Here is a 25,312-nt window from a genome sequence, read left to right as displayed (position 1 = left end):
TGTGAGTGATTCGTCCGTGAAAGTGGTCCACAACCCCGACCGGCAGCGATACGAACTGGACGACAACGGTTCCGTCATCGGTTACGCCGACTATCACCCCGCCGACGACACTCAACTCGTGTTCGACCACACCGTGGTCGACGACGCCTATTCCGGCCAGGGCCTCGCCGGCAAACTCGTCCGATTCGCGCTGGACGACGTGCGGGAACGCGGAAAGCGGGTCGTGCCGATCTGCCCGTTCGTCGACAGCTTCATCGACAAGCATCCCGAGTACCAGGACCTCGTCGCCTGAGAGGTCCTGCCACGACCCGCCTCACACGCGACGGTCAGTGCCCCGCACGGTTGCGCAGGTCGAGTGCGACGTCGGTGATCATGTCCTCCTGGCCGCCGACCAGCCCGCGGCGCCCGATCTCCACGAGGATGTCGCGGGTGTCGAGGCCGTAGATGTCTGCGGCGGTCTCCGCGTGACGCAGGAAGCTCGAGTACACACCGGCGTAGCCGAGGGTGAGCGTCTCGCGGTCGACCTGGACCGGCCGGTCCTGCAACGGACGAACGAGGTCGTCGGCAGCATCCTGCAGGCCGAACAGATCGCACGAGTGCTTCCATCCGTGCAGGTCCGCCACCGCGACGAACGGCTCGATCGGGCAGTTGCCCGCTCCGGCGCCCTGCCCGGCCAGTGACGCATCGACGCGGATGACGCCTTCCTCGACGGCGACGACCGAGTTGGCGACCGACAGCGACAGGTTCTGGTGCGCGTGGATACCGATCTGCGTGCTCTCCTCGAGAACGTCACGATAGGCGCGGACACGCTCGCGGACACCGTCCATCGTCAGCCGCCCACCGGAGTCGGTGACGTAGACGCAGTCGGCGCCGTACGACTCCATGAGCTTCGCCTGTCGGGCAAGCTCTTCCGCGGGAGCCATGTGCGACATCATCAGGAAGCCCGAGACGTCCATGCCCAGGTCCTTCGCCGCGGCGATGTGCTGCGCGGAGACGTCGGCCTCGGTGCAGTGGGTCGCCACGCGCACCGACCGCACACCGAGGTCGTAGGCACGCTTCAGTTCGTGGACGGTACCGATGCCCGGAAGGAGCAGCGTCGTGAGGACGGCCGAATTGATCGCTCCCGCAGCGGCTTCGAGCCATTCCCAGTCGGTGTTGCTGCCCGGACCGTAAGTGAGGGAATGCCCGGTGAGCCCGTCGCCATGGGAGACCTCGATGGCGTCCACGCCGGCGCGGTCCAGTGCACCGGCAATCGCGGCCACGTCGTCGGGGGTGATGCGATGGCGGATGGCGTGCATGCCGTCGCGCAGGGTCACATCCTGGATGTACAGGGCCGTACCGTGACTCGCGTATTCGCGCTGACCGGCGTCGTTGGTGATCGTCTCGCTCATGCCGAAACCTGCTCCTTCTTGCGTGCCGCGACTGCCCGGCCGACCTGCAGGGCCGCGGACGTCATGATGTCGAGATTGCCCGCGTACTCGGGCAGGTAGTGTGCTGCGCCCTTGACCTCGAGGAACACCGCGACCTTCCACATCGGACCGGTGTGATCGGTCAGCGTGCCCACGGTCTCGTTCACCGGGGTGAACTGGATTTCCTGCTTGAGCTTGTATCCGGGCACGTACGTGGAGACCTTTTCGACCATCGCCTCGACGGAGGCGACGATCTCGTCCTTGCGGTCTTCGCCGACGAGGGCGAGAACCGTATCGCGCATGATCATCGGCGGTTCGGCGGGATTGAGGATGATGATCGCCTTGCCGCGCGCGGCGCCGCCGATCTTCTCGATGGCCTGCGACGTGGTCTCGGTGAACTCGTCGATGTTGGCGCGAGTGCCCGGGCCGGCGGACTTCGAGGAGATCGATGCGACGATCTCGGCCCAGTACACCGGAGTGACCTGCGAGATCGCGGCGACTATCGGGATGGTGGCCTGACCGCCGCAGGTGACCATGTTGACGTTGGGCGCGTCGAGGTGCTCGTCGAGGTTCACGGGAGGCACCACGTACGGACCGACCGCCGCGGGAGTGAGGTCGATCAGGATCTTGCCGTGCGGGCGCAGCATCTTCTCGTTGTACTCGTGCGCCTTCGCCGACGTGGCGTCGAAGACGATCTCGATCTCGCTGAAGCGGGGATGCTCGATGAGGCCCTCCACTCCGGTGGCGATGGCGTCGATGCCCAGTCGCTTCGCGCGGGCCAGGCCGTCGGATTCGGGATCGATACCCACCAGGGCGATCGTCTCGAGTTCGCTGTCGGCGAGCCTCTTGATCTTGATGAGCAGGTCGGTGCCGATGTTGCCCGGCCCGATGATGGCGACCTTGGTCGTGGTCATGTCAGTTCTCCTGTGCCGAAGTCGGTGAGGACGAGAAGGGGGCGGTGACGGTGCCGAGCGTCGAGATCTCGGCGCGCACGGTCACTCCGGGGGGAGCGGGAACCATCGGGCCGAGCGCACCGGACAGCACGACCTGGCCGGCAGTCAGCGGCTGACCGAATTCGCGCGCGGTACGGGCGAGCCACAACAGCGCGTTGAGCGGGTCCCCGAGGCAGGCCGCACCCGTGCCCTCCGAGACGAGTTCGTCGTCGACGTACATCCGCATGGTCGCGTCGATCGGTTCGAAGTCGGCCAGGGACACGCGGTGGGAACCCAGTACGTAGAGGCCGCTCGAGGCGTTGTCCGCCACCGTGTCGGTGATCTTGATATCCCATCCGGCCACCCGGCTGTCGACGATCTCCAGGGCGGCGACCGCGTAGTCGACGGCTGCGCGGACGGTGGCGATGTCGAGATCGTCGTCATCGAGATCCGCCGACAGCACGAATGCGATCTCGGCTTCGGCCTTGGGCTGGAGCAGGCGGTCGCTGGGCACCTCGTCGAGATCGGTGACGTCCATGTCGTCGAACAGCACCCCGAAGTCGGGTCGGTTCACGCCGAGTTGCTGCTGCACGGCCGGTGAGGTCAGGCCGATCTTGCGGCCCACGATGCGGGCGCCGGACGCGAGTTTGTGCTCGGTCAGATGCTGCTGCACCGCGTAGGCAAGGTCGATGTCGGTTTCGCCGAGCAGATCCCGCACGGGCGAACACGGCACCGCGGTCCGGGTCGCTTCGATGAGCCGGGTGGCTGCTGCGGTGGCAGTTTCGAGGTGTGCGGCTTCGCCGGCGGGGTTCGGAGTTGTGGTCATCAGGTCCTCGTCGATCGATGGGTAAGTCCATCGTGGGGGTACGAGTACCGCTTTCCTAGCCGTAGGTTCCGGTCAGTGGAACGGCCGGGCGCGAATGCCGACAGTCGCTCAGGGGGCCCGCAGCGCCGCACGACGACCGAGCGTCGCTGCCACACCTGCGGCGGCCGCCTTCACCGCGGCGGCGTGTTTCTCGGGCCGGAACCGGGTCGCGGGGCCGGTGACACTGATCGCGGCGACCGGATCTTCGTCGCCCACGAGCACCGGAGCGGCAACGCACACCAACCCGACCGCCGACTCCTCGTGCTCGAAGGCAACGCCCATCTCGGCGATCCGATCGATGTGTGCGCGGAACCGGCCCGGCGCAGTGATCGTGCGAGGTGTCTTGCGGGCGAGTCCGTCGGCGACGACGTCCGCGAACAGTTCCGGCGCGGAGTAGGCGAGCAGCGCCTTGCCGATAGCGGTGCAGTACATGGGCATTCGACCGCCCACGCGCGAGGGTGCCGGTGCCGGCCGATGGCCACCGATCTTGGAGACGTAGACGACCTCGGTGCCCTCGGGAACGCCGAGGTGCACGGTTTCGTGTGTGCGCTCGTAGAGGTCTTCCATGAACGGGATCGCGACCTCGAGCAGTCGGCGCTCCACCGACGCGCGCATGCCGAGTTCGAACATCTGACCACCGAGGCGGTAGCCGGACGCGTCCTTGTCCAGCAGGCGGACATTCATCAGATCGTTGACCACCCGGTGGAGGGTGCCTTTGGCCAGACCCGTGCGGCGGCCGAGTTCGGCCAGAGAGACACCGTGGTCGTCGGCGGTGAATGCGTGCAGGACGGTGACCACCTTGCCGAGCACGGTGGACGTGTCCACCGGTATCTCGCTCGCCCGGCGCGACGGCGTCTGTCCTTCCATGCGCCACAGGGTATGCCACCGGCAACGCCGTCCGGCAGTGTCCGGAACGGCCGGGCATCGTTGCGTACGCACCCGGGTGCAGTGGCATCCTGGATCGGTGACCGAGCGGAAACGACCGGACATCTCCTTCGAGACGTGGATCGAACGCCAGATCCGCGCCGCGCAGGAGCGTGGTGATTTCGACGATCTGCCCGGTGCCGGAAAACCGATCCCCGATCATGGTGACGACGAGTTGTGGTGGGTGAAGTCCTACCTCGCACGCCAGGGGTTGTCGGCCGAGGCGCTCCTCCCGCTCCCGTTGCAGTTGCGCCGGGAAATCGAGCGGCTGCCCGAAACCGTGGCGACAGTGCCGTCAGAGCAGTCGGTCCGCGAGATCGTCGCCCACCTCAACCGGCGGGTCGTGGAATGCCTGCTTCATCCGGGTCAGCTACCGATTCCGATCCACAAGGTGGACGCCGACGCAGTGGTCGAGACCTGGAAAGCGGGACGCCAGGCGCGGCGCGAGGAGGCTCGCCGCGCGTTGCAGGCGGCTCAGCCCGGGCGTACCGACCCTCCGTCCAGCCGCGCGCGACAGGCACGGAAGCGCCGGTTCCTCCGGTGGTTCCGCGCCGGGTGACGGTGCGGAACCACCGGGAGTATCAAGCCGGTCGGACGAGGAGGGGCGCACCGGTCGCCGCGCGCACCTGCTCCTCCGTCACTCCCGGTGCGAATTCACGCAGGACCAATCCGTCGTCGGTCACGTCGATCACCGCGAGGTCGGTGATGATCCGGTGCACCACGCCCTCGCCGGTCAGCGGCAACGAGCAACGTTCGACGATCTTGGGATTGCCCGACTTGTCGGTGTGTTCCATCAGCACGATGACCTTGCGGGCGCCGTGCACCAGGTCCATCGCGCCGCCCATGCCCTTGACCATCTTGCCCGGCACCATCCAGTTGGCCAGATCGCCGGTCGCGGAGACCTCCATGCCTCCCAGCACCGCGGTGTCGATGTGCCCGCCGCGGATCATGCCGAAGCTCAGCGCGGAATCGAAGAATGCGGCACCGGCGTTGACGGTGACGGTTTCCTTGCCGGCGTTGATCAGGTCCGCGTCGATCGCGTCTTCGACCGGGTACGGCCCGGTCCCGAGGATGCCGTTCTCGCTGTGGAGGGTCACCCGCACGCCGTCGGGAAGGTAATTCGGGATCAGGGTGGGCAGCCCGATGCCCAGATTCACATACTCACCCGGTGCGAGTTCCTGCGCCGCGCGCGCCGCCATCTGCGTGCGTGTCCAACCCACTACCCGTTCGACCTCGACAGTCATGATCACCCTTCCTTGCCGGCGCTGACGGTGCGCTTCTCGATCTGCTTGTCCTGCATGCCGGTGTGCACGATCCGGTCGACGAAGATCCCCGGCAGATGCACCTGCCCCGGATCGATCTCGCCCGGCTCGACGAGTTCTTCGACCTGCGCGATGCAGATACGTCCGGCCATCGCCGCGAGCGGGTTGAAGTTCATCGCGGCCTTGTTGAACACCAGATTCCCCTCGGTGTCGCCCTTCAAGGCGTGGACCAGCGAGAAGTCCGCGCTGATGGACTCCTCGAGCACGTACTTCTTGCCCCGGAACTCACGCACCTCCTTGGGCGGCGACGCCACCGCGACTGCTCCGTCGGCGTCGTACCGCCACGGCAATCCGCCCAGCGCGATCGGGGTTCCGACACCCGCAGGAGTGAAGAAGGCGGGGATACCGGCGCCGCCGGCACGCAACTTCTCCGCGAGCGTGCCCTGCGGCGTCAACTCCACCTCGAGCTCACCCGAGAGGTACTGCCGGGCGAATTCCTTGTTCTCACCCACATACGACGCGGTGACCCGTCGGATCCGCTTGTCGCCGAGCAGGATCCCCAGGCCGTGGCCGTCGACGCCACAGTTGTTGGAGAACACCTCGAGGTCGGTCACTCCCGACTCGGCGAGCGCCTGGATCAGGATGTCGGGGATGCCGCACAGGCCGAACCCGCCGACCGCCAGGGACGAACCGTCTGCGACGTCTGCGACGGCCTCCGTCGCGGACCGGAATACTTTCGTTGCCAACGCGCACCTCTCGGGGTCAGGCTGAGTGACGTCCATTGGATGAACGCCACCATTGTCATTCCATCAATAAAGTTGTTGCAGGTAAGAATCACAAGCGACAAGGCTGACATCTGCGCGATTGCTCGCTACTCGAACACACACAGGCAATCCGTTCACTCAGTGGACGTATTGTGGACGCCGTGAGCGCACAGGGACAACTGATCGGCAGGGTGGGCGCCCTGTTACGGACCGTGTCGTCCTACGAACCGGACGGTGCCACCACCTCGGACCTCGCACGGGCCACCGACCTCGCCCGTCCGACAGTCCACCGTCTTCTCAGCACACTTGCGGATGAGGGTCTGGTGGACCGGGACCCCAAGTCGGGTCGGTGGTCGCTCGGACCGGAGTTGTACCTGCTGGGTTCCGTAGCAGCGACGCGGTACGACATCACCGACCTCGCCGGGGACGTGCTGCGCGACCTCGCCCGCGAAACCGGGGAAAGCGCCTTCCTGTCCGCACGACGCGGCGACGAAACGGTGTGCGTGGCAAGCGAAGAAGGCAGTTTCCCGTTGCGCTCGCACGTTCTGCACGTCGGGATTCGGTTCCCGCTCGGGGTCGCGTCCGCCGGGCTCGCCATCCTGTCGCACATGTCCGACAAGGACATCGACGAATATCTTTCCCGCGTCGACCTCACCACCGCCTGGGGCGCCGCACACTCGCGTACCGCCGTCGAGGAGCGGATCGCGGCGACGCGACTGACCGGCTACTCCGTCAACCCCGCGCTCATCGTCGAGGGCAGTTGGGGCATGGGCGCGGCCGTGTTCGACCACAGGGGCGCCCCGACGTGGGCGCTGAGTCTGACCGGGGTGGAAAGCCGGTTCCGTGCCGATCGCGCATCCGACGTCGGGGCCCTGTTGCTCAGTGGGGCGCACCGCCTCACTCAGTTGCTGCGTCACCGCACGCGCTGACGCCTCCGGATCACGAAGGTGTGCCGGCCGCGGCGCGTTGCAGCAGACGTTCGGCGTGGCGCAGCACCGGGGCGTCGACCATCTTGCCCTCGAAGTCGAACACCCCGCGCTCCGATCCCGCCGCGTCGAGAACCCGTCGCGCCCATGCTTCCTCGTCCGGTGTGGGTGCGTAGGCACGGCGGATCACGTCGATCTGTCCCGGATGGATCGCAACCTTGATGTCGAATCCGACCGCTACGGCGTCCAGTGCCTCGTCGTGCAGGCCGTCGGTGTCCTTGATGTTCAGGTACACCGAGTCGAGTGCCCAGCGGGCGTACCCCTTGGCCGCGAGCAACGTGACCGACCGGGCATGCTGTGCGACTCCCCGGTACAACCCGTCCGGTCCCCGGCTGGAGTTGCCTCCCAGTCCGGCCACGAGGTCCTCGGCCCCCCACATCATTCCGATGACGTTTCCGGCCTTCGCGATGTCCTCGACGGCCAGCACGCCGAGAGGAGACTCGACGAGAGCGACCACCTGGAGCGGTGCGAGTGATCGCACCTGATCGCCGCTCTCGCATTTCGGCAACATCACCCGGGTGTAGGCGGTGCGGCTCAATGCCTCGAGGTCGGGGGCGTGATCGTCGGTGCCGACCGGGTTGATCCGCACCACGGTGCGCTCGGGGTCGAGCGGGGTGGCGACGAGCGCGTCGCGGGCAGCCTGCTTGTCGGCGGGCGCAACGGCGTCCTCGAGGTCGATGATCACCACATCGGCGCGTGCGGCGGCCTTGGCGTAACGGTCGGGGCGGTCGGCGGGGCAGAACAGCCACGCGGGGCCGGGCAGTGTCCAGGTCATGTGGTGGGCCTCTTCTGTACGAGAGTCTGGCGGACGGCGATACCGACGACGTCACCGTGCTGGTTGCGACCGGTGTGCTCGAGGGTCACGATGCCCTCGCCCGGGCGGCTCTTGGATTCGCGTTTGTCGAGGATCTTCGTCTCCACGTACAGCGTGTCGCCGTGGAACAGCGGCTTCGGGAACGAGACTTCGGAGAACCCGAGGTTCGCCACGATCGTTCCCTGGGTCAGCTGCGCGACGGACAGTCCGATCATGGTGGAGAGTGTGAACATCGAATTCACCAGCCGCTCACCGAAGGTGGTGCCCGCCGCGTACGCGGCGTCGAGGTGGAGTGCCTGCGTGTTCATCGTCTGGGTGGTGAACAGAACGTTGTCGGCCTCGGTGATGGTGCGTCCGGGCCGGTGCTCGTAGACCGCGCCGAGTTCGAATTCCTCGAACCACAGTCCGCGCTGCGTGATTCGTTTCGCGTTCCCCGCGGGCGCTGTGTCGCTCACAGTCCCAGTTCCCGTCCGACGAGCATGAGCTGCACTTCGGTGGTGCCCTCACCGATTTCGAGGATCTTGCTGTCGCGGTAGTGCCGCGCGACGGTGTACTCGTTCATGAAGCCGTAGCCCCCGTGGATCTGGGTGGCGTCGCGGGCGTTGTCCATAGCCGCTTCCGAAGCAACGAGTTTCGCGATTGCGGCCTGCTTCTTGAACGGCCGGCCGGCGAGCATCGCCGCCGCTGCGTCGTAGTACGCGGTGCGGGCGGTGTGGGCACGCGCCTCCATGCGGGCGATCTTGAAAGCGATCGCCTGATTGCTGCCGATCGGGCTGCCGAAGGCTTCGCGTTCCTTCGCGTACTTGACCGACTCGTCCACACATCCCTGTGCGGCACCGGTCGAGAGCGCGGCGATGGCGATCCGGCCTTCGTCGAGGATGCGCAGGAAGTTGGCATACCCGCGGCCGCGCTCACCGAGCAGGTTCTCCTCGGGCACACGCACGTCGGCGAACGTCAACGGATGGGTGTCCGACGCATTCCAGCCGACCTTGTTGTAGGCGGGCTCGGCGGTGAAACCGGGGGTGGAGGCCGGAACGAGGATCGTGGAGATCTCCTTCTTCCCGTTCTCCCGCACACCGGTGACCGCGGTGACCGTCACCAGCGAGGTGATGTCGGTACCCGAGTTCGTGATGAACTGCTTGTTGCCGTTGATGACCCATTCACCACCGTCGAGCTTCGCGGTGGTCTTCGTTCCACCCGCGTCGCTACCCGCGCCGGGCTCGGTCAGGCCGAAAGCCGCGAGTTTCCGGCCGCTCGCGAGCTGCGGAAGCCATTCCTGCTTCTGCGCCTCGGTACCGAACCGGTAGATCGGCATCGCACCGAGCGACACGCCTGCCTCGAGGGTGATCGCGACCGATTGGTCGACCTTGCCGAGTTCCTCGAGCGCGAGGCAGAGGGCGAAGTAGTCGCCGCCCATTCCGCCGTACTCCTCGGGGAAGGGCAGACCGAACAAGCCCATCTCCGCCATGCCGGCGACGACTTCGTACGGGAACGTGTGCGCGGCGTCGTGCTCGGCCGCAACCGGGGCGACGACGGTGCGCGCGAAGTCGGCGACGGTCTTGCGCAGTTGCTCGTACTCGTCGGGAAGCCCGCCTGTCGCCAGGTATTCAGTCATTCCGTTGCCTCTTTCGTGTCGGCGTGCGGGGTGACCCGCGCGAGAAGTTGATCGACCTTGACCTGCTCACCCGCAGAGGCGAAGAGCTCCACGGTGCCGTCGACCGGCGCGGTGAGCGAATGCTCCATCTTCATGGCTTCGACGACCACGATCGTCTGTCCGGCAGTCACTTCGGCTCCTGTTTCGACGGCGACGGCGATGACGGCTCCCGGCATCGGGCTGGTGATGTCGGCATTGCCGGCGTGCGCGTCGTCCCCGCGGACCGCTGCTTCCTCGATGTCGCGGACCGAGACACTGCCGTGGCCGTCGGCGAGCCAGATCGCACCGTCGGACTCCGCGACGCGGAAGACGTGGCGGCGGCCGCCCAGCACCACTGCGAGGACGGACCCGTCGAGGGTCGCGGACAGTGAACTGCGTTCGCCGTCTTCGATACTCGCGGCACCGGCAACCGGCGTTCCGGTCAGCCGCACGTGTGCGGTGCGGTCGCCGGAGGTGAACCGGAAGCTGGTGGGCAGGTGAGCGCCGACGCGCCACCCGTCCGGCACCGCCCAGGGGTCGCACTGCGAGCCGGGCCAGCGCTGCAGCCAGCGGTATGCGGCGGCCGCGACGAGGGCGACGTCCGACGTGCCAGGTGCGACGTAGTCCTCGAGACGCCGGTCGAGCAGTCCCGTGTCGAGGGCACCGGCGACGACCTCGTCGTCGGCGAGCAGGAAGCGCACGAAGTCGACATTGGTGACGACGCCGAGGACGGCGGTGTCGGCGAGTGCCCGGTCGAGTCGGCGCAGGGCACCGGCCCGATCGTCGGCGTGCGCGATGACCTTGGCGAGCATCGGGTCGTAATCGCTGCCCACTGTCGTGCCGGCCTGCACGCCGGAGTCGACGCGCACGCCCGGTCCGGAGGGCTCGACGACGTCGGCGACGTGGCCGCCGGTGGGCAGGAACCCGCGGGCCGGATCCTCGGCGTAGATGCGCGCTTCGATGGCGTGGCCGGTGAGGGTGATGTCGTCCTGGCCGAATCCCAGTGGTTCGCCCGCAGCGATGCGCACCTGCCATTCCACAAGATCGAGGCCCGTCACCATTTCCGTGACCGGGTGCTCGACCTGCAGGCGGGTGTTCATCTCCATGAAGAAGAACTCGTCGGGGTGGTCCGCGGAGACGATGAACTCGACGGTGCCGGCCCCGGTGTAGTCCACGCTGCGGGCGGTGTTGCATGCCGCTTCACCGATGCGGGCGCGGGTGACCGCATCGAGCAGGGGCGACGGAGCCTCTTCGACGACCTTCTGATGACGGCGTTGCAGGCTGCATTCGCGTTCGCCGAGGTGCACGACGTTGCCGTGCGTGTCGGCGAGGATCTGTACCTCGATGTGTCGGGGCCGCTGGACGAACCGCTCGAGGAACAAGGTGTCGTCACCGAACGACGACGCTGCCTCGCGCCGCGCGGACACGAGTGCGGCGGGGAGGTCGGACGGATCGGTGACCAGGCGCATGCCCTTACCTCCACCACCGGCGGACGGTTTGACGAGCACGGGGAAGCCGACTTCCTCGGCGCCGGCGATGAGGTCCGCGTCGGTCAGTCCCGGCCGGGAGATGCCCGGTACGACGGGGACTCCGAATTTCGACACCGCGCTCTTGGCGGTGATCTTGTCGCCCATCGTCTCGATGGCGTGCGCGGACGGGCCGAGAAACGCGATACCCGCTGTGGCGCACGCGGCGGCGAAAGCTGCGTTCTCCGAAAGGAACCCGTAGCCGGGATGGATGGCCTGCGCGCCGGTCGCGACAGCCGCGTCGATGACCTTGTCGATTGCCAGGTAGCTCTCACGTGCCGCCGCGGGACCGAGCAGGACTGCGGTGTCGGCCTCACGCACATGCCGCGCGTTGCGGTCGGCTTCGCTGAACACCGCCACCGAGCGGAGTCCCATCTCTTTCAGGGTCCGGATGACCCGGACGGCGATCTCGCCGCGGTTGGCTACCAGAACCGTATCGATCCGATTCGTATCACTCATGTCGCTCACATCCGGAAGACGCCGTAGGAGACGGGCTCGAGGGGCGCGTTCGCGCACACCGAAAGTGCCAGTCCGAGAACTTTTCTGGTATCCGCGGGATCGATGATGCCGTCGTCCCAGAGTCGGGCCGTCGAGTAGTAGGGGTTTCCCTGCTCCTCGTACTGCGCCCGGATCGGGGCCTTGAACTCCTCTTCCTGCTCACTCGTCCACGGTTTGCCCGAGGCGTCCAGTTGGTCGGATCGCACGGTCGCGAGGACCGACGCGGCCTGCTCGCCACCCATCACGGAGATACGCGCGTTGGGCCACATCCACAGGAATCGGGGCGAGTACGCACGGCCACACATCGAGTAGTTGCCGGCACCGTAGGACCCACCGATGACGACGGTCAGTTTCGGAACCCGGGCACACGCGACGGCGGTGACCATCTTGGCGCCGTGCTTGGCGATGCCGCCGGCTTCGTAGTCGCGACCGACCATGAAACCCGAGATGTTCTGGAGGAAGATCAACGGGATCGAGCGCTTGTCGCACAGTTCGATGAAATGTGCTCCCTTGACGGCGGATTCACCGAACAGCACTCCGTTGTTGGCAACAATGCCGACGGGGTGCCCGTGGATGCGCGCGAAGCCGGTGACGAGGGTCTTGCCGTACTCCGCCTTGAATTCGTGGAAGCTGCTGGACCCATGGCCGGCACCGCCGGCACCGTCGACCACGCGGGTGATGACCTCGTGCACGTCGTACGGGATGCGCGAGTCGGTGGGGACCACGTCGTAGAGGGTCTCCGGGGACTTCTCGGGTTCGACGGCGGGCTCGACGTCCCACGGCCGTTCCGTGCGAGGTCCGAAGGTGGAGACGATGTTGCGCACGATGCGCAGGGCGTCGCGGTCGTCGTCGGCCAGGTGGTCGGTCACTCCCGACACCTTGGAGTGCAGGTCGCCGCCGCCGAGTTCCTCCGCGGTGACGACCTCACCGGTCGCGGCCTTCACGAGCGGGGGTCCGCCGAGGAAGATGGTGCCCTGGTTCCGGACGATGACTGCCTCGTCGCTCATGGCGGGCACGTAGGCGCCGCCGGCAGTGCACGACCCGAGCACGGCCGCGATCTGCGGAATGCCCTTCGCGCTCATCGTGGCCTGGTTGTAGAAAATGCGGCCGAAATGCTCGCGGTCCGGGAAGACCTCGTCCTGCCGGGGAAGGAACGCACCGCCCGAGTCGACGAGATAGAGGCACGGCAGATTGTTCTGCAGCGCCACCTCCTGCGCGCGCAGGTGCTTCTTCACCGTGACGGGGTAGTACGTACCGCCCTTGACGGTCGCATCGTTGGCGACGATCACGCACTCGCGGCCGGCCACCCGGCCGATGCCGGTGATGATGCCCGCCCCGGGGCACTCGTCGTCGTACATCCCCGCAGCGGCGAGGGGTGAGAGTTCCAGGAACGGGCTGCCCGTGTCGAGGAGACCGTCGACGCGGTCGCGGGGGAGCAGTTTGCCCCGGGCGACGTGCCGATCACGGGACTTTTCGTTGCCGCCGAGCGCTGCCGCGGCAAGCCTGTCGCGGAGTTCTCCGACCAGTTGCTCGTGCTGGTCGCGGCTGGTCGTCGAGATCGCCTGAGCGCTCGTCACGGACACCATCCTCGGTAGATTGACCTAATCGTCATTAACTGAAATCTAGGTTAGTTATGATTAACCGAGTTGTCCAGATCACAAAGAACCGGAAGTGTGTCTCATGTCCGAGCGGCTCGAAGAAGCGGCGCCTCCCGCGCCGACACGGCGGAGCCTCGCCAAAGCCGAGCGTCGCGCGCAACTGCTTCGTGCCGCGGCCCGGTTGATCGCCGAACGCGGGTTCGCCGGCGTCCGCCTCGAAGACCTCGGCGCGGCCGTGGGGATCAGCGGCCCCGCCGTCTACCGGCATTTTCCGAACAAGGATGCGCTGCTCGTCGAACTTCTCGTCGACATCAGCCGGCGGCTCCTCGCCGGCGGTACCGCCGTCGTCGCCGACACCACCGACCCCCGCGACGCGCTCGAGCGGCTCGTCGACTTCCACCTCGATTTCGCCCTCGGCGACCCCGATCTCATCCGTGTCCAGGACCGCGAATTGCACTCGCTGCCCGACGACGCCCGTCGCGAGGTGCGTGTCACCCAGCGGCGCTACGTCGAGATCTGGGTACGGGTCCTGTGCCGCATCACGCCCGGACTGGCGGAATCCGATGCGCGCACCATGGCCCACGCGACATTCGGACTGATCAACTCCACACCCCACAGCGCCGACCCGCGTTCTCCCGAGGGCACTCGCGCCGTCCTGCGACTGATGGCCATGTCGGCACTCGCCGCAGCCCCGCACCTGCAAACGACGAACAGCACAGAGGACAGATGACCTACTTCGAGAGCCTCGGACCGGACTCGTATCGCCCGACCCCGCATGTGGGCGGCGCTTGGGACGAGACCGAACAGCACATCGCACCCGCACTCGGGCTTCTCGCCCACGTCATCGAATGCGACCGCGACGCTCGCCGCGACGACGCACTGGTGATCGGCCGCCTGTCGTACGACATCCTCGGGACGGTGCCGGTCGATGTGGTCGACACGAAGGTGGAAGTCCTGCGCCCCGGCCGCACCATCGAACTGGTGGAAGCGACGTTGACCTACGCGGGACGCGCCGTGGTCCGGGCACGCGCCTGGCTGCTGCAACCGCGGCCCACGGCCGAAATCGAGGGGACGACGTTGCCGCGCATCGCCGCACCCGAGCGGTGCGCTCCGTGGGATCCCACGACGATCTGGCCGGGCGGCTTCATCGAATCGGTGGAGGTCCGACGAGACCGGACGGAACCGGGCCGGGCGTCGTTCTGGGTCCGGACCCCGGTTCCGCTCGTCGACGGCGAGAAGGTGAGCCCGCTCGCGGCCGCGGCAGGACTTTTCGACATCGCCAACGGCATGGCCGTGCGTGCGGATCCACGGGAGGTGGCCTTTCCCAATCTCGACCTCACCGTCCACCTGTTCGCCGAGCCCCGCGGCGACTGGCTCGGTTTCGACACCTCGGTCTCGTTCGGCGCCGACGGGGTCGGATTGACGAGCACCGTCCTCCACGACACGTCCGGGCCGATCGGCACGATGTCGCAGATCCTCACCGTCCGGCCCGGCACACCGAAGGCCACGTAACGCAGTCGTTACCCGGAGTAATCAACCGGTTGATGCGACAGCACTACCGTCTGCCCCCTGAGCACGTATACAAGGGTGGATACACCCCGAGCAGACCCGGGAGATCGGATGGCAGACGGACGCGAGCGATTGCTCGACTCGCTCGATGTCGCACTGGGCGCAGTCGACGCACAGTACGCCGCGGCCTATCCCGGACTCCTCGCGGAACGGCAACCCGTACACACCGTCTACATTCCCGTCGACCGCTACGACGCCGACACGGTCCGTTCGTGGGGAGCGCAGGCACGGGAGACATTCTCCCGGCACGTCGCCGGAGCGGACGACCTCGCCGAGATCGTCGGCATCGAACCCACGCTCGCCCGCGAGGTCCTGCCGCTCGTCGAGGCGAAACTCGCGACGGAACCGATCGAAGATCTGCGGATCGACTTCGAAGACAGCTTCCCGCAAGCCGGCATCGCGCCCGGTGCACGCGACGCCGACGAGGACGCCCACCTGGTGCGTGCCGCGCAAGCGTTGCGAGAGACCCCGGAACCGACGCCGTTCTCCGGCATCCGCATGAAGTGCTTCGAACCGGCCACTCGTGCACGCTCCGTCCGCACGCTCGATATGTTCGTCGGCGAGATCACCGACAACGGCCGCGTCCCTGACGGTTTCGTCATCACCCTGCCGAAGGTGACAGCACCCGAACAGGTCGCGGCCATGGTCACCGTCTGCGAATACCTCGAAAGCAACCACGGACTCACCTCACCGCTGCGCTTCGAAATCCAGATCGAGACACCCCAGTCCGTCTGCGGACCCGACGGAACCGCGCAGGTCGCGACGATGATCCACACCGCGCAGGGCCGATGCTCGGGTCTGCACTACGGAACCTACGACTATTCGGCGGCGTGCGGCATCGCCGCCGAGTATCAGGCGATGGATCATCCGGTCGCGGACCACGCGAAAGCGACGATGCAGGTCGCCGCGGCAGGTACCGGCGTGATGCTCTCGGACGGCTCGACCAATCGCCTGCCGGTCGGCATGGCGGCAGAGATCCGTGCTGCCTGGTCGCTGCACGCGCGACTCGTCGACCGGTCCCTGCGACGAGGCTTCTACCAGGGCTGGGACCTGCACCCGGCGCAGTTGCCGACCCGCTATGCCGCAACGTTCGCCTTCTACCGTCGTTCGTTCGCGTCCGCTGCCGCACGGATCTCGACGTATCTCACGCGCAGCGAGGGCGGATTCCTCGACGAACCCGCGACCGCGCGGGCCCTCGCGTCGTTCCTGCATCGCGGGCTTGCGTGCGGCGCCCTCACCGACTCCGAGGTACGCGAACGCGCGGGCGTCACGCCCGAACAACTGCGGGAGCTGGCAGCATTCACCCCCCAGGAAGGACGATTCGAGTGACCACCGTCATCCGGGCCCGCCGAGCCGTTCTCGGCGACGGTGAGCGGGCGTGTGCAGTGATAATCCGGGACGGACGGATCGCCGCCGTCGAGGAGTACGCGACGCCGGTGCCCGGGGCGCGAGAGATCGTCCTCGCCGACGACGAAGCGCTGCTTCCCGGACTGGTCGACACTCACGTCCACGTCAACGATCCCGGCCGCACCGAGTGGGAGGGGTTCGCGAGCGCAACCCGCGCGGCCGCCGCGGGCGGAGTGACGACCCTGATCGACATGCCCCTCAATTCGATTCCGTCGACTATCGATGTGGCCGCGCTCGCGGTCAAGAAGAAGGTCGCCGCCGATCAGGTGGTCGTGGATGTCGGATTCTGGGGCGGCGCGGTTCCCGGCAACCTCGACGACCTCGAACCGCTCTGGGACGCCGGGGTTTACGGATTCAAGTGCTTCCTCGCACACTCCGGACTCGACGAGTATCCGCCACTCGACCGCGAGCAGATGGTGGCGGCGATGCGAGTGATCGCGGGATTCGACGGCCTCCTCATCGTCCACGCGGAGGACGGTCCCACGCTCGACGCCCAGCAGGCACCGTCGGGCCGTCGCTACTCCGACTTCCTGCACTCGCGGCCGCCCCTCGCGGAGGAACGAGCCATCGCCCAGGTGATCGACGGCGCCGCCGAAACAGGTTGCCGCGTCCACATTCTCCACCTCTCGGACGCCGGGAGCCTGCCGCTCGTGGCAGCGGCGAAGAAGGCCGGCGTCCGCATCACCGTGGAGACGTGCCCGCACTACCTGACCCTGTTCAGTGAGGAAATCCTCGACGGGTCCACACATTTCAAGTGCTGCCCGCCCATCCGGGAGGCTTCCAACCGTGAGGGCCTGTGGCGTGGCCTGGCGGACGGCACGATCGACTGCGTCGTGTCCGACCATTCACCGTGCACCCCCGAACTGAAGAAGCTCGGAATCGGTGACTTCGGGCAAGCCTGGGGCGGAATATCCTCCCTCCAACTGGGTTTGCCGATCGTCTGGTCCGAAGCACGGCGACGCGGGCACTCTCTCTCCGATGTCACGCGGTGGATGGCCCGCAACACCGCTTCGGTAGCCGGACTCTCGGACCGCGGCGAGATCGCCGTCGGCAACACCGCCGACCTGTGTGTCCTCGCGCCCGACGACGCCTTCGTGGTCTTTCCCGAGAAACTCCATCACCGCAACGCCGTCACCCCGTACGCCGAAATGGCGCTCGCCGGGGTGGTACGCCGGACCTGGCTGGCCGGCGAACCCCTCCCCGTCGCCACCGGCGACAGTCCCGTCCCTGCGCCCCGCGCGCAACTGCTGTCCCGGAAGGACACTCGATGACATCACTCGATTTCCGGCAACTTCCCGATCTCGCTTCGCGCGACTTGACCGGTTCTGTGATGTACGCCAACGACGAACTGTTCGCACAGCGCGAGAACCTCATCGCTCCCGGCCCGGCACGGCACGATCTGTCCGAGTTCGGGCACAAGGGCAAGGTGTACGACGGGTGGGAGACCCGCAGGCGACGCGACCCCGGGCACGATTTCGCCATCGTGCGTCTCGGCGCCCCCGGTGTGATCCGCGGAGTCGTCATCGACACCGCATGGTTCACCGGCAATTTTCCGCCGTTCGCGTCGATCGAGGCAGTGTGCGTCGACGGATATCCCGACGCCACCGAACTGTTGAAGGCACCCTGGGAACCCCTCCTCGACAAGGTGGCGCTGCTCGGCGACACCGCGAACGCCTTTCCTGTCGACAGCGAACGACGCTGGACCCACGTACGTCTCAACATCTTTCCCGACGGAGGGGTAGCCCGACTGCGCGTTCACGGCGAGATCCGTCCCGACCCGGCGTTCCTCACCGGCACCATAGATGTGGCCGCACTCGAGAACGGTGCCGACATCGCCGACTGCTCGAACCACTTCTACTCCTCGCCTCGGAACATCATCGCCCCAGGCCGGGCCGCGAACATGGGCGGAGGGTGGGAGAACGCGCGTCGCCGCGACGACGGAAACGACTACGTCGTGGTCCGCCTGGCCGGCACCTCGCTCGTCGACCACGTGGAGATCGACACCTCGTACTACGTCGGCAACGCGCCGGGGTGGGCACGACTGTCGGGCCTGCCCGCCGGCTCGGACGCCGCCGACGAATCGGCGTTCGTCGAACTGCTCCCGAAAACCGTTCTGCTCCCCGACTGCCGCCACCGGTTCCGCGTCGATTCGGCCACTCCGATGGCGTTCGTCCGGCTGGACGTGTATCCGGACGGGGGTATTTCGCGGCTACGCGTGCACGGACGTCTGACCGACGCTGTCACCCCGTGAATTCGACTCGGCGTCGCGGCGCGTCCGGTTGTCCTAGGCTCAGCCCATGGCAAGTGCGGTGACCGAAGTGCAGTCCCCCGGGGATCTCGTAGCGGCGCTCGAGTCGACCGGATACCTCGCCGACGAAGGCCTCGCGACGACGGCGTTCCTCGCGATCCGGATGGGGCGGCCACTGTTCTGCGAGGGTGAACCCGGCACCGGGAAAACCTCCCTCGCGACGGCACTCGCCCAGGCACTCGGCCTGCCGCTGGTCCGGTTGCAGTGCCACGAAGGCATCGACGCGTCGCAGGCGCTCTACGACTGGGACTTTCCCCGTCAACTGTTGCACCTGCGCACGCTCGAGGCCGCGAGCGGGGGTGCGTTGGACGCCGACACCGCCGAACGCTCCCTGTACACCGAGCGGTACCTGCTGGCCCGGCCGCTCCTCGCGGCTCTGACCGGAGCTCCGTGCGTGCTGCTCGTCGACGAAATCGACCGCGCAGACGACGAATTCGAGGCTCTGCTGCTCCAGGTACTCGACGAGAACGCGGTGACCGTCCCCGAACTCGGAGAGATCCGCGCGGCCGTTCCGCCCCTGGTCGTGCTCACGTCCAACCGCACCCGCGAGGTGCACGACGCGCTCAAGCGGCGGTGCCTGTACCACTGGGTCGAGCACCCCGGCCTCGACCGCGAAATCGCGATACTCCGGCGCCGCTTGCCCGACATCGATGCGTCGCTCGCCTCCCAGGTCGCGCACGCGGTCCACGCGCTGCGCGGCTACGACCTGCTCAAACCACCCGGCGTCGCGGAGTCGCTCGACTGGGCCCGCGCGCTGCACGAACTCGATCGCGACGTGCTCGACGCAGCGACGGCCGCCGCGACGCTCGGAGCCGTCCTCAAATACCGCGAGGACTTCGAGCGCGCGATGCGCTCGGGTCTCGACCGGGTTCTCGCCGGATGACCTCCGGCACCGGACACGGCACGCTGGTGGGCTTCGCCGGGTTCACCCGCGCACTCGCCGAATCCGGCATGCCCGTCGCCCTCGACGCGACCGACACCTATGTCCGGGCACTGCGCGAGATCGACCTCGGCGATCCGGTGCAGGTGTATTGGGCGGGACGGGCCACCCTGTGCCACGAGCCCGACGACCTGCCCCGCTACGACGCGGCTTTTCGCAGCTGGTTCGGAGGCGAGGTGCCAACGGTGTCCCGCACCCGGGGTCACCACACCCGTACCGCTCGCATCGCTGCACTGGCGAGCACACCGGGAACTGCGGGCGCCGACTCCGGTGAAGATGCGCCACAATTGCAGGTCGCGGCCACCGACACCGAAGTACTACGGCACCGCGACATCGCTGAGATGACCCCCGCCGAACAAGCTCACCTGACGGAGATGCTCACGCGACTGCGGCCCCGCCCACCGCGACGCGCGGCGGTCCGGAGACGTCCCTCCCGCCGCGGCGACGTCGATCCGCGCCGCACGCTGCGGGCGATGCTCGGGGCGGGCGGGGAGACGGTGCGGCCCGTGCGGCATCGCCGGGCGACACGGCCGCGCCGGGTGGTGCTGCTGATCGACGTGTCGGGCTCCATGGCTCCGTACGCCGACGCGCTGCTGCGGTTTGCGCACGTCGTCACCCGTTCCCACCCGGGCGGCACCGAGGTGTTCTCGCTCGGCACCCGCATGACGCGGTTGTCCAGAGCTCTGCGCGCCCGCGACCCGCAGCATGCGCTCGCGGCTGCCGCGCGCACCGTGCCCGACTGGGCCGGAGGCACTCGGCTCGGCGACACTCTGCGCGCCTTTCTGGACCGCTGGGGACGTCGCGGACTGGCCCGCGGCGCGGTCGTGGTCATCTTCTCGGACGGCTGGGAGCGCGGCGACGCGGCACTCCTCGGCGAGCAGATGGCCCAGCTGCGCAGGCTGGCGCACGCCGTGCTGTGGGTCAACCCGCATGCAGGTCACAGCGGATACGAGCCGATCCAATCGGGGATCTCCGTCGCACTGCCCCATCTCGATCGTCTGCTCGCGGGCCACAGTCTTGCAACACTGGAAACACTGCTCGAGGAGGTTCATCGTGCGTGAGGTTCTCGACGAACTCGACCGCCGCTATCGCGCCGGCGAGACCGTCGCCGTAGGCACCGTGGTGTCGACGTTCCGTTCTGCGCCGCGCCCTCCGGGAGCGTCGATGCTGGTCGCGGGCGACGGCACGGTCACCGGCAGCGTGTCGGGCGGATGCGTGGAAGGTGCGGTGTACGAACTCGCTCAGGACGTGATCGGCGAGGGAACCCCCGTGTTGCAGCGGTACGGGGTATCCGACGACGACGCATTCAGCGTGGGACTGACGTGCGGCGGAATCATCGACGTCTTCGTCGAACGGATCGACGCGACCGAGTTCCCCGCGTTCGCCGAGGTCGTCGATTCGGTGCGTGGCAGCGAACCCGTCGCCATCGCCACTGTCACCGAACACCCCGATCCCGCGATCCTCGGACAACGCCTCGTGGTGTGGCCCGATCGCGACTCCGGCACACTCCCGTCCGCACGGATGCACGACGCCGTGACCGACGACGTACGCGGCCTGCTGGATGTCGGACGTTCGGGGACACTGCACTACGGCACCGACGGTGAACGACGCGGCGAGGGAATGTCGGTGTTCGTCAACGTGTTCCAGCCGCCGCCGCGCCTGATCGTTTTCGGCGCAATCGATTTCGCCGCTGCGATGGCCGACCTCGGCGCGTTCCTCGGCTACCGCGTGACGGTGTGCGACGCCCGTGGAGTCTTCGCCACCGCGGCACGATTCCCCGGCGCGGACGAAGTCGTCGTGGACTGGCCGCACCGGTATCTCGCCGCCGAGGCCGACGCCGGACGGGTCGACAAGCGCACGGTGATCACGGTTCTCACCCACGACCCCAAGTTCGACGTCCCGCTCCTGGAGGTCGCGCTCAGGCTCGACGTGGCGTATGTCGGAGCAATGGGGTCGCGTCGTACGCACGACGACCGGATGGCCCGGCTACGGGAAACGGGAATGACGGACGACGACCTGACCCGGTTGTCGTCACCGATCGGCCTGGATCTCGGGGCCCGGACACCCCAGGAGACCGCGGTGTCCATCGCCGCCGAGATCATCGCGTTGCGTTGGGGCGGTCGCGGACAGCGATTGGCCGACACCGACGGGCCGATCCACGCGCACGAGGAACCTGTCCGTTCGGTGGGCGGTGCCGCCCGGAAGATCTGAGTTCGACCGGAGGTGAGCGATCGTCGGAGGTGCGCGATCGTCAGAGTAGCGAGGTGACCGACGGCGGCAACGGAAGTGCGGGATCCGTCAACGGTGACCGCTCCGGAACACCGACGACGGTGCGCATCGGGACGACCCCGGCCCACACCGACCGGTCCTCGCCGTCGTCGGGATCGTCGCCGGGACCACCCGCGCGCACCTTGACGCTCACCTCGTCCAGCGCAAGCACCAGCACCGTCGTCGCCGCGAGTTCCTTCGGGGTGGGCGGACGGACTTCGTCCCACCGGCCGGGCATGAGGTGTTCGGTGACCGCCCGCAGCGCGTCCTGCTTGTCTTCGGCCGGTACAAGCACCGCACGTCCGAAGATCACCGCGCTGCGATAGTTCATGCTGCTGTCGAACGCAGACCGGGCGAACACGAGTCCGTCGAGATGCGTCACCGCGACAGACACATCCAGACCGTCCCGAGAGGCGAGGAAGGCGCCGGCGCCGGTCAAACCGTGGAGGAACATCCGGTCGCCGTCACGGCCGAAGGCCATGGGGAGGACCACCGGACAGCCGCGACGAACGAACGCGACGTGGGCCACGCGCGCCTCGTCGAGTAGACGTTGCAGAACTTCCGGATCATCGTTGCCTCGTTCGGGTTTGCGAGTCAGACGTGTTCGCTCGGTCATGACATCGATCGAAGCAGTGCGAGCACTCGGGAAACAACCGATTTCTCCACTTTGCGCCCGAAACCCCTCCGCGCCCGCGCATCACGAATCGGTGCAGTCCGTCTCGTCGCCGCAGGTACCTCGGTTACGATGCAGACGATGCTGCCCGGCGACGGAATTCGAGGGCCTCAGATGGTTGTTCGTCCGCGTGTCCGACACCTTTCCGTGATCGTCGCTGCGGCATTCGTCGGCCTGCTCGCCGCCCCCGCGACGGTGGCCGGCGAGGGCGTCCCAGCCACGGCGGAGGGTCCGGCGCGTCCGGTCGGCGCGGGTTTCGCCCGCACGTACGTCACTCTCGACGCCGACGGCACGCCTGCCGCCATCGGTGTGCGACTGGACGCGGCGGCTCTCGACAACCTGCCCGACGGTCTGTTGCCGATCACCGATGCCTACGTGCTCGATCTTCCCGAACAGGCGACCGCCACCGCCTTCGACCATGTCACGATCGACTGGAATTCCCGGGGCCACAACCCGGAGCACGGATTCGACGTTCCGCATTTCGACGTGCACTTCTATCTCCTGGACAGGGCCACCGTGGAGGCCATCCACCCGCTCGCCCCCGGTTACATCCCCGCTGCCTCCCGCGTGCCGGAGCCCCGGTACCTGCCTCCGGGATATGCCCCGGACGGGAATCCGCTCACCGCGACCGTCCCCGGCATGGGACTGCACTGGCTGGACACGACCGAGACGGATCACAATTTCACCGAGAAGGTGCTCTACGGGTCGTGGGACGGCAAGCAGGCGTTCGTCGAACCCATGATGACCCGGGCGTGGCTCGAGTCCCGGCCCGCGATCCTCGAGCCACTGCCAGAGCCCGAGGCGTACCAGCGCGCGGGTCTCTATCCGACCACGTACGCCGTGTGGTGGGACGGTGCCATGCAGACGTACTCGATCGAACTCGGCGGGCTCACGATGCGCGAGGCGTCGTAGGGCCCGGGTCGCACGAGCACTCCGAGTCCGGGCCGGTGCCCGTCGGAAGTCCGGTCAGAAGTACCGGGCGCCGCCGTCCACGCCGAACTGCTGTCCGGTGACGAACGCCGACTCGGCGGAGGCGAGGAACGCCACCATATCGGCGATCTCCTCGGGTTCCGCCGAGTACTTCTCGAGGAACGGGGTGGTCATCGACGCGAGCTTGGGGTTGCTCGCCGCGGTTTCGGCGATCCGTTCGCGCATGCTGCCGGAGCCCATCGGCGTGTTCACCGCACCCGGATGAACACTGTTGACCCGGATGTTGTGCCGGCCCAGTTCGGCAGCGAATGCACGGGCCATCCCGGTCACCGCGTGCTTGCTGGTCGTGTAGTGCACCATGAACGGCTGCATCTTCACCCCCGCCAGCGAACTGATGAGGATGATCGAGCCACCGCCACGCTCGATGAGGTGAGGTGCGGTCGCCGTAACGGTGTTCCACGTACCGGTGACGTTGATGTCGAGGGTGTCGCGGAAACTGGTGGGGCTGATTTCGTCCCACGTCTCCGGGATGCAGATCCCGGCATTGGCGACGACCACGTCGAGGCCGCCGAATCGTGCCACGCCGTCCTGCGCAACCACCTTCAACACCTCGAGATCACGAGTGTCGCCCTGCACCAAGTACGCCTTCCCGCCTTCGGCCTCGACGAGGCGGCGGGTTTCGTCGAGATCGTCGAGCGTCGCAGACTCGTAGGGCACTCCGGGCAACGGACCCGCGATGTCGACGCCGACGATTTGCGCGCCCTCGCGCGCCAGCCGGACGGCATGCGCACGGCCCTGCCCCCGGGCCACACCGGTGATGAACGCGATCTTGCCCTCGAAACGGTTCACGGACTGTTCTCCTCAGGTCGTCTTTCGCGGGTCTTGTGACCCAGGGTCGTAGGTTGCACCAGAACCTTGATATCCGATCCGGTGCCGTCGGACAGTTCGCGCAATTTCGCATCGGCACCGTCGAGACCGACGACGGACGTCACGAGGGTGTCGACCCTGATTCGTCCGGCCGCGAGATGCGCCAGGGCCTCGTCGAAGTCTCGTTCGCTGTAGGCGGTCGAGCCCACGATCGTCATCTCGAACATGGAGACCTGCGACAACAGGACTTCGGAGGGCACGGATGAGATTCCGACGATCACCAATCGACCGCGATAGCCGAGGAGGTCGACCGCGTCCTGCGCACACCGTGGATGACCGCTGCACTCGAGCACCGCGCGGGGTTTGCCGGCGAAGAGCGCGGCGGCTTCCTCACGCACCCGGCCGGGCGTTGTCGTCCGCACACCCGATTCTCCGGCGAGCGCGCGACGCGCATGGTTGGGTTCGACCACCAGTACATCGGTGATGCCCCTGGCTCGAAGCACCTCGACGACGAGCAGACCGATCGGGCCGGCGCCGAACACCACCACACCCGCACCGGGCACGACCTCGGCCTGCGTCACCGCGCGCACCGCTACGGCGAGTGGTTCGGTCAGCGCGGCGTCCCGCAGGCTCAGGCCGCCGGGTATCCGGTGCAGCATTCCGGCGGGAACGGTCACCGACTCCGCGAGCCCACCCGGGCGTCCCAGGCCCGGGCCCCGGACGAGACCGGTAAGGCAGACACCATCCTCGCTCCGGCAGGCGATGCAGTCGCCGCAGTCGTCGATCGGCCGGACCACCACCCGGTCACCGGGGTTCCATCCGTCCACGTCCGGTGCCGTCTCGCTCACGATTCCGGAGAGCTCGTGCCCGAGGACATGCCCGGTGAGCGGGTCCGGTGGGTCGAAGAACAGATGCAGATCCGACCCGCACATTCCGCAGTACGCCACGTCGATACGGACCTCACCCGGCGCACAGGGTGAGCGGTCCACTTCGATCACCGACAGCGCCCGTTCGGGTGCGATCACCGCCGCGATTCCCATCTGCGAGCCCCTCGTGTTCGTGGTCCGCCGGAACCGCGGCGACCGATTTCGTCGATTCGCGCCATCGTGCCCGTCCGGTGACGCAAAGTGGCAGTGATC

General features: G+C 67.5%; 26 protein-coding genes. 12 read left to right on the top strand and 14 right to left on the bottom strand.

Going from position 1 to position 25,312, the window contains the following annotated elements; translation table 11 throughout:
- Position 1 precedes the first annotated feature (1 nt).
- The gene (locus AC0B44_RS17270) at positions 2 to 292 is read left to right on the top strand and encodes a GNAT family N-acetyltransferase (RefSeq protein ID WP_378599432.1); all 291 of its coding nucleotides are present in this window, start codon (positions 2 to 4) and stop codon (positions 290 to 292) included.
- Between the two features lie 34 nt (positions 293 to 326).
- Here the strand turns inward: AC0B44_RS17270 and dmpG are convergent, their stop codons facing one another.
- The 4 genes from dmpG to AC0B44_RS17250 form a co-directional block, all read right to left on the bottom strand.
- Entirely contained in the window at positions 327 to 1,391 is a 1,065-nt protein-coding gene (gene dmpG, locus AC0B44_RS17265) for a 4-hydroxy-2-oxovalerate aldolase (protein ID WP_471904049.1), read from the bottom strand.
- Positions 1,388 to 2,323 (bottom strand): acetaldehyde dehydrogenase (acetylating), encoded by a 936-nt coding sequence (locus AC0B44_RS17260; RefSeq protein ID WP_471904048.1) that lies wholly within the window; start codon positions 2,321 to 2,323, stop codon positions 1,388 to 1,390. The genes dmpG and AC0B44_RS17260 overlap by 4 nt, the downstream gene beginning before the upstream one ends.
- 1 nt (position 2,324) lies before the next feature.
- Entirely contained in the window at positions 2,325 to 3,167 is an 843-nt protein-coding gene (locus tag AC0B44_RS17255) for a 2-keto-4-pentenoate hydratase (RefSeq protein ID WP_471904047.1), read from the bottom strand.
- Between the two features lie 108 nt (positions 3,168 to 3,275).
- On the bottom strand, positions 3,276 to 4,073 hold the full coding sequence (locus AC0B44_RS17250; protein ID WP_471904046.1) for an IclR family transcriptional regulator: 798 nt from the start codon (positions 4,071 to 4,073) through the stop codon (positions 3,276 to 3,278).
- A 97-nt stretch (positions 4,074 to 4,170) separates the two neighbouring features.
- On the opposite strand from AC0B44_RS17250, the gene AC0B44_RS17245 reads away from it, so the two are divergent.
- On the top strand, positions 4,171 to 4,689 hold the full coding sequence (locus AC0B44_RS17245; RefSeq protein ID WP_471904045.1) for a DnaJ family domain-containing protein: 519 nt from the start codon (positions 4,171 to 4,173) through the stop codon (positions 4,687 to 4,689).
- A gap of 22 nt (positions 4,690 to 4,711) precedes the next feature.
- Here AC0B44_RS17245 and AC0B44_RS17240 read toward each other — a convergent pair whose 3' ends face one another.
- Together AC0B44_RS17240 and AC0B44_RS17235 are read right to left on the bottom strand one after the other, a co-directional pair.
- Positions 4,712 to 5,374 (bottom strand): CoA transferase subunit B, encoded by a 663-nt coding sequence (locus tag AC0B44_RS17240; protein ID WP_471904044.1) that lies wholly within the window; start codon positions 5,372 to 5,374, stop codon positions 4,712 to 4,714.
- A gap of 2 nt (positions 5,375 to 5,376) precedes the next feature.
- Positions 5,377 to 6,138, bottom strand: coding sequence for a CoA transferase subunit A (locus AC0B44_RS17235; RefSeq protein ID WP_471904043.1), 762 nt, complete (start codon positions 6,136 to 6,138; stop codon positions 5,377 to 5,379).
- A 197-nt stretch (positions 6,139 to 6,335) separates the two neighbouring features.
- On the opposite strand from AC0B44_RS17235, the gene AC0B44_RS17230 reads away from it, so the two are divergent.
- Positions 6,336 to 7,085 carry an IclR family transcriptional regulator gene (locus AC0B44_RS17230; protein ID WP_471904071.1) on the top strand — a complete coding sequence of 250 codons (750 nt, stop codon included), beginning with the start codon at positions 6,336 to 6,338 and terminating at the stop codon, positions 7,083 to 7,085.
- A gap of 10 nt (positions 7,086 to 7,095) precedes the next feature.
- Here the strand turns inward: AC0B44_RS17230 and AC0B44_RS17225 are convergent, their stop codons facing one another.
- The 5 genes from AC0B44_RS17225 to AC0B44_RS17205 are packed head-to-tail and all read right to left on the bottom strand — an operon-like array spanning position 7,096 to position 13,199.
- The gene (locus AC0B44_RS17225; RefSeq protein ID WP_471904042.1) at positions 7,096 to 7,917 is read right to left on the bottom strand and encodes an HpcH/HpaI aldolase/citrate lyase family protein; all 822 of its coding nucleotides are present in this window, start codon (positions 7,915 to 7,917) and stop codon (positions 7,096 to 7,098) included.
- Positions 7,914 to 8,411 (bottom strand): MaoC family dehydratase, encoded by a 498-nt coding sequence (locus tag AC0B44_RS17220; RefSeq protein WP_471904041.1) that lies wholly within the window; start codon positions 8,409 to 8,411, stop codon positions 7,914 to 7,916. The genes AC0B44_RS17225 and AC0B44_RS17220 overlap by 4 nt, the downstream gene beginning before the upstream one ends.
- Complete coding sequence (locus tag AC0B44_RS17215; protein ID WP_471904040.1) at positions 8,408 to 9,571, bottom strand: acyl-CoA dehydrogenase family protein; 1,164 nt, start codon at positions 9,569 to 9,571, stop codon at positions 8,408 to 8,410. The genes AC0B44_RS17220 and AC0B44_RS17215 overlap by 4 nt, the downstream gene beginning before the upstream one ends.
- Positions 9,568 to 11,574, bottom strand: coding sequence for an acetyl/propionyl/methylcrotonyl-CoA carboxylase subunit alpha (locus AC0B44_RS17210; RefSeq protein WP_471904039.1), 2,007 nt, complete (start codon positions 11,572 to 11,574; stop codon positions 9,568 to 9,570). Before AC0B44_RS17210 ends, AC0B44_RS17215 begins: the two co-directional genes overlap by 4 nt.
- Positions 11,575 to 11,579: 5 nt before the next feature.
- On the bottom strand, positions 11,580 to 13,199 hold the full coding sequence (locus tag AC0B44_RS17205) for a carboxyl transferase domain-containing protein (protein WP_471904038.1): 1,620 nt from the start codon (positions 13,197 to 13,199) through the stop codon (positions 11,580 to 11,582).
- A 94-nt stretch (positions 13,200 to 13,293) separates the two neighbouring features.
- On the opposite strand from AC0B44_RS17205, the gene AC0B44_RS17200 reads away from it, so the two are divergent.
- From AC0B44_RS17200 to AC0B44_RS17165, 8 genes are all read left to right on the top strand, one after another.
- Entirely contained in the window at positions 13,294 to 13,941 is a 648-nt protein-coding gene (locus tag AC0B44_RS17200; RefSeq protein WP_471904037.1) for an SACE_7040 family transcriptional regulator, read from the top strand.
- Positions 13,938 to 14,723: a thioesterase family protein gene (locus tag AC0B44_RS17195; RefSeq protein WP_471904036.1), complete on the top strand. Its 786-nt coding sequence runs from the start codon at positions 13,938 to 13,940 to the stop codon at positions 14,721 to 14,723. The genes AC0B44_RS17200 and AC0B44_RS17195 overlap by 4 nt, the downstream gene beginning before the upstream one ends.
- Positions 14,724 to 14,831: 108 nt before the next feature.
- Positions 14,832 to 16,109, top strand: a complete 1,278-nt coding sequence (locus tag AC0B44_RS17190; protein ID WP_471904035.1) for a DUF6986 family protein — start codon at positions 14,832 to 14,834, stop codon at positions 16,107 to 16,109.
- Positions 16,106 to 17,458: an allantoinase AllB gene (allB, locus tag AC0B44_RS17185; protein WP_471904034.1), complete on the top strand. Its 1,353-nt coding sequence runs from the start codon at positions 16,106 to 16,108 to the stop codon at positions 17,456 to 17,458. The genes AC0B44_RS17190 and allB overlap by 4 nt, the downstream gene beginning before the upstream one ends.
- Positions 17,455 to 18,438 (top strand): allantoicase, encoded by a 984-nt coding sequence (gene alc / locus AC0B44_RS17180; protein WP_471904033.1) that lies wholly within the window; start codon positions 17,455 to 17,457, stop codon positions 18,436 to 18,438. Before allB ends, alc begins: the two co-directional genes overlap by 4 nt.
- Positions 18,439 to 18,484: 46 nt before the next feature.
- On the top strand, positions 18,485 to 19,378 hold the full coding sequence (locus tag AC0B44_RS17175) for an AAA family ATPase (RefSeq protein WP_471904032.1): 894 nt from the start codon (positions 18,485 to 18,487) through the stop codon (positions 19,376 to 19,378).
- Complete coding sequence (locus AC0B44_RS17170) at positions 19,375 to 20,496, top strand: vWA domain-containing protein (protein WP_471904031.1); 1,122 nt, start codon at positions 19,375 to 19,377, stop codon at positions 20,494 to 20,496. Before AC0B44_RS17175 ends, AC0B44_RS17170 begins: the two co-directional genes overlap by 4 nt.
- Positions 20,489 to 21,646, top strand: a complete 1,158-nt coding sequence (locus tag AC0B44_RS17165) for an XdhC family protein (protein WP_471904030.1) — start codon at positions 20,489 to 20,491, stop codon at positions 21,644 to 21,646. Before AC0B44_RS17170 ends, AC0B44_RS17165 begins: the two co-directional genes overlap by 8 nt.
- Before the next feature lie 40 nt (positions 21,647 to 21,686).
- Here AC0B44_RS17165 and AC0B44_RS17160 read toward each other — a convergent pair whose 3' ends face one another.
- Positions 21,687 to 22,319, bottom strand: a complete 633-nt coding sequence (locus AC0B44_RS17160) for a pyridoxamine 5'-phosphate oxidase family protein (protein ID WP_471904029.1) — start codon at positions 22,317 to 22,319, stop codon at positions 21,687 to 21,689.
- A 171-nt stretch (positions 22,320 to 22,490) separates the two neighbouring features.
- On the opposite strand from AC0B44_RS17160, the gene AC0B44_RS17155 reads away from it, so the two are divergent.
- The gene (locus AC0B44_RS17155) at positions 22,491 to 23,288 is read left to right on the top strand and encodes a DUF5602 domain-containing protein (protein ID WP_471904028.1); all 798 of its coding nucleotides are present in this window, start codon (positions 22,491 to 22,493) and stop codon (positions 23,286 to 23,288) included.
- A gap of 54 nt (positions 23,289 to 23,342) precedes the next feature.
- On the opposite strand, the gene AC0B44_RS17150 is transcribed toward AC0B44_RS17155, so the two are convergent.
- Both AC0B44_RS17150 and AC0B44_RS17145 read right to left on the bottom strand, forming a co-directional pair.
- The gene (locus tag AC0B44_RS17150) at positions 23,343 to 24,155 is read right to left on the bottom strand and encodes a mycofactocin-coupled SDR family oxidoreductase (protein ID WP_471904027.1); all 813 of its coding nucleotides are present in this window, start codon (positions 24,153 to 24,155) and stop codon (positions 23,343 to 23,345) included.
- Positions 24,152 to 25,213 carry an alcohol dehydrogenase catalytic domain-containing protein gene (locus AC0B44_RS17145; protein WP_471904026.1) on the bottom strand — a complete coding sequence of 354 codons (1,062 nt, stop codon included), beginning with the start codon at positions 25,211 to 25,213 and terminating at the stop codon, positions 24,152 to 24,154. The genes AC0B44_RS17150 and AC0B44_RS17145 overlap by 4 nt, the downstream gene beginning before the upstream one ends.
- Positions 25,214 to 25,312 lie beyond the last annotated feature (99 nt).

The organism is Rhodococcus sp. NPDC019050 (assembly GCF_055664235.1).
The sequence above is the reverse complement of the archived record's forward strand: the minus strand, read 5'-3'. Positions and strand labels throughout refer to the sequence as shown.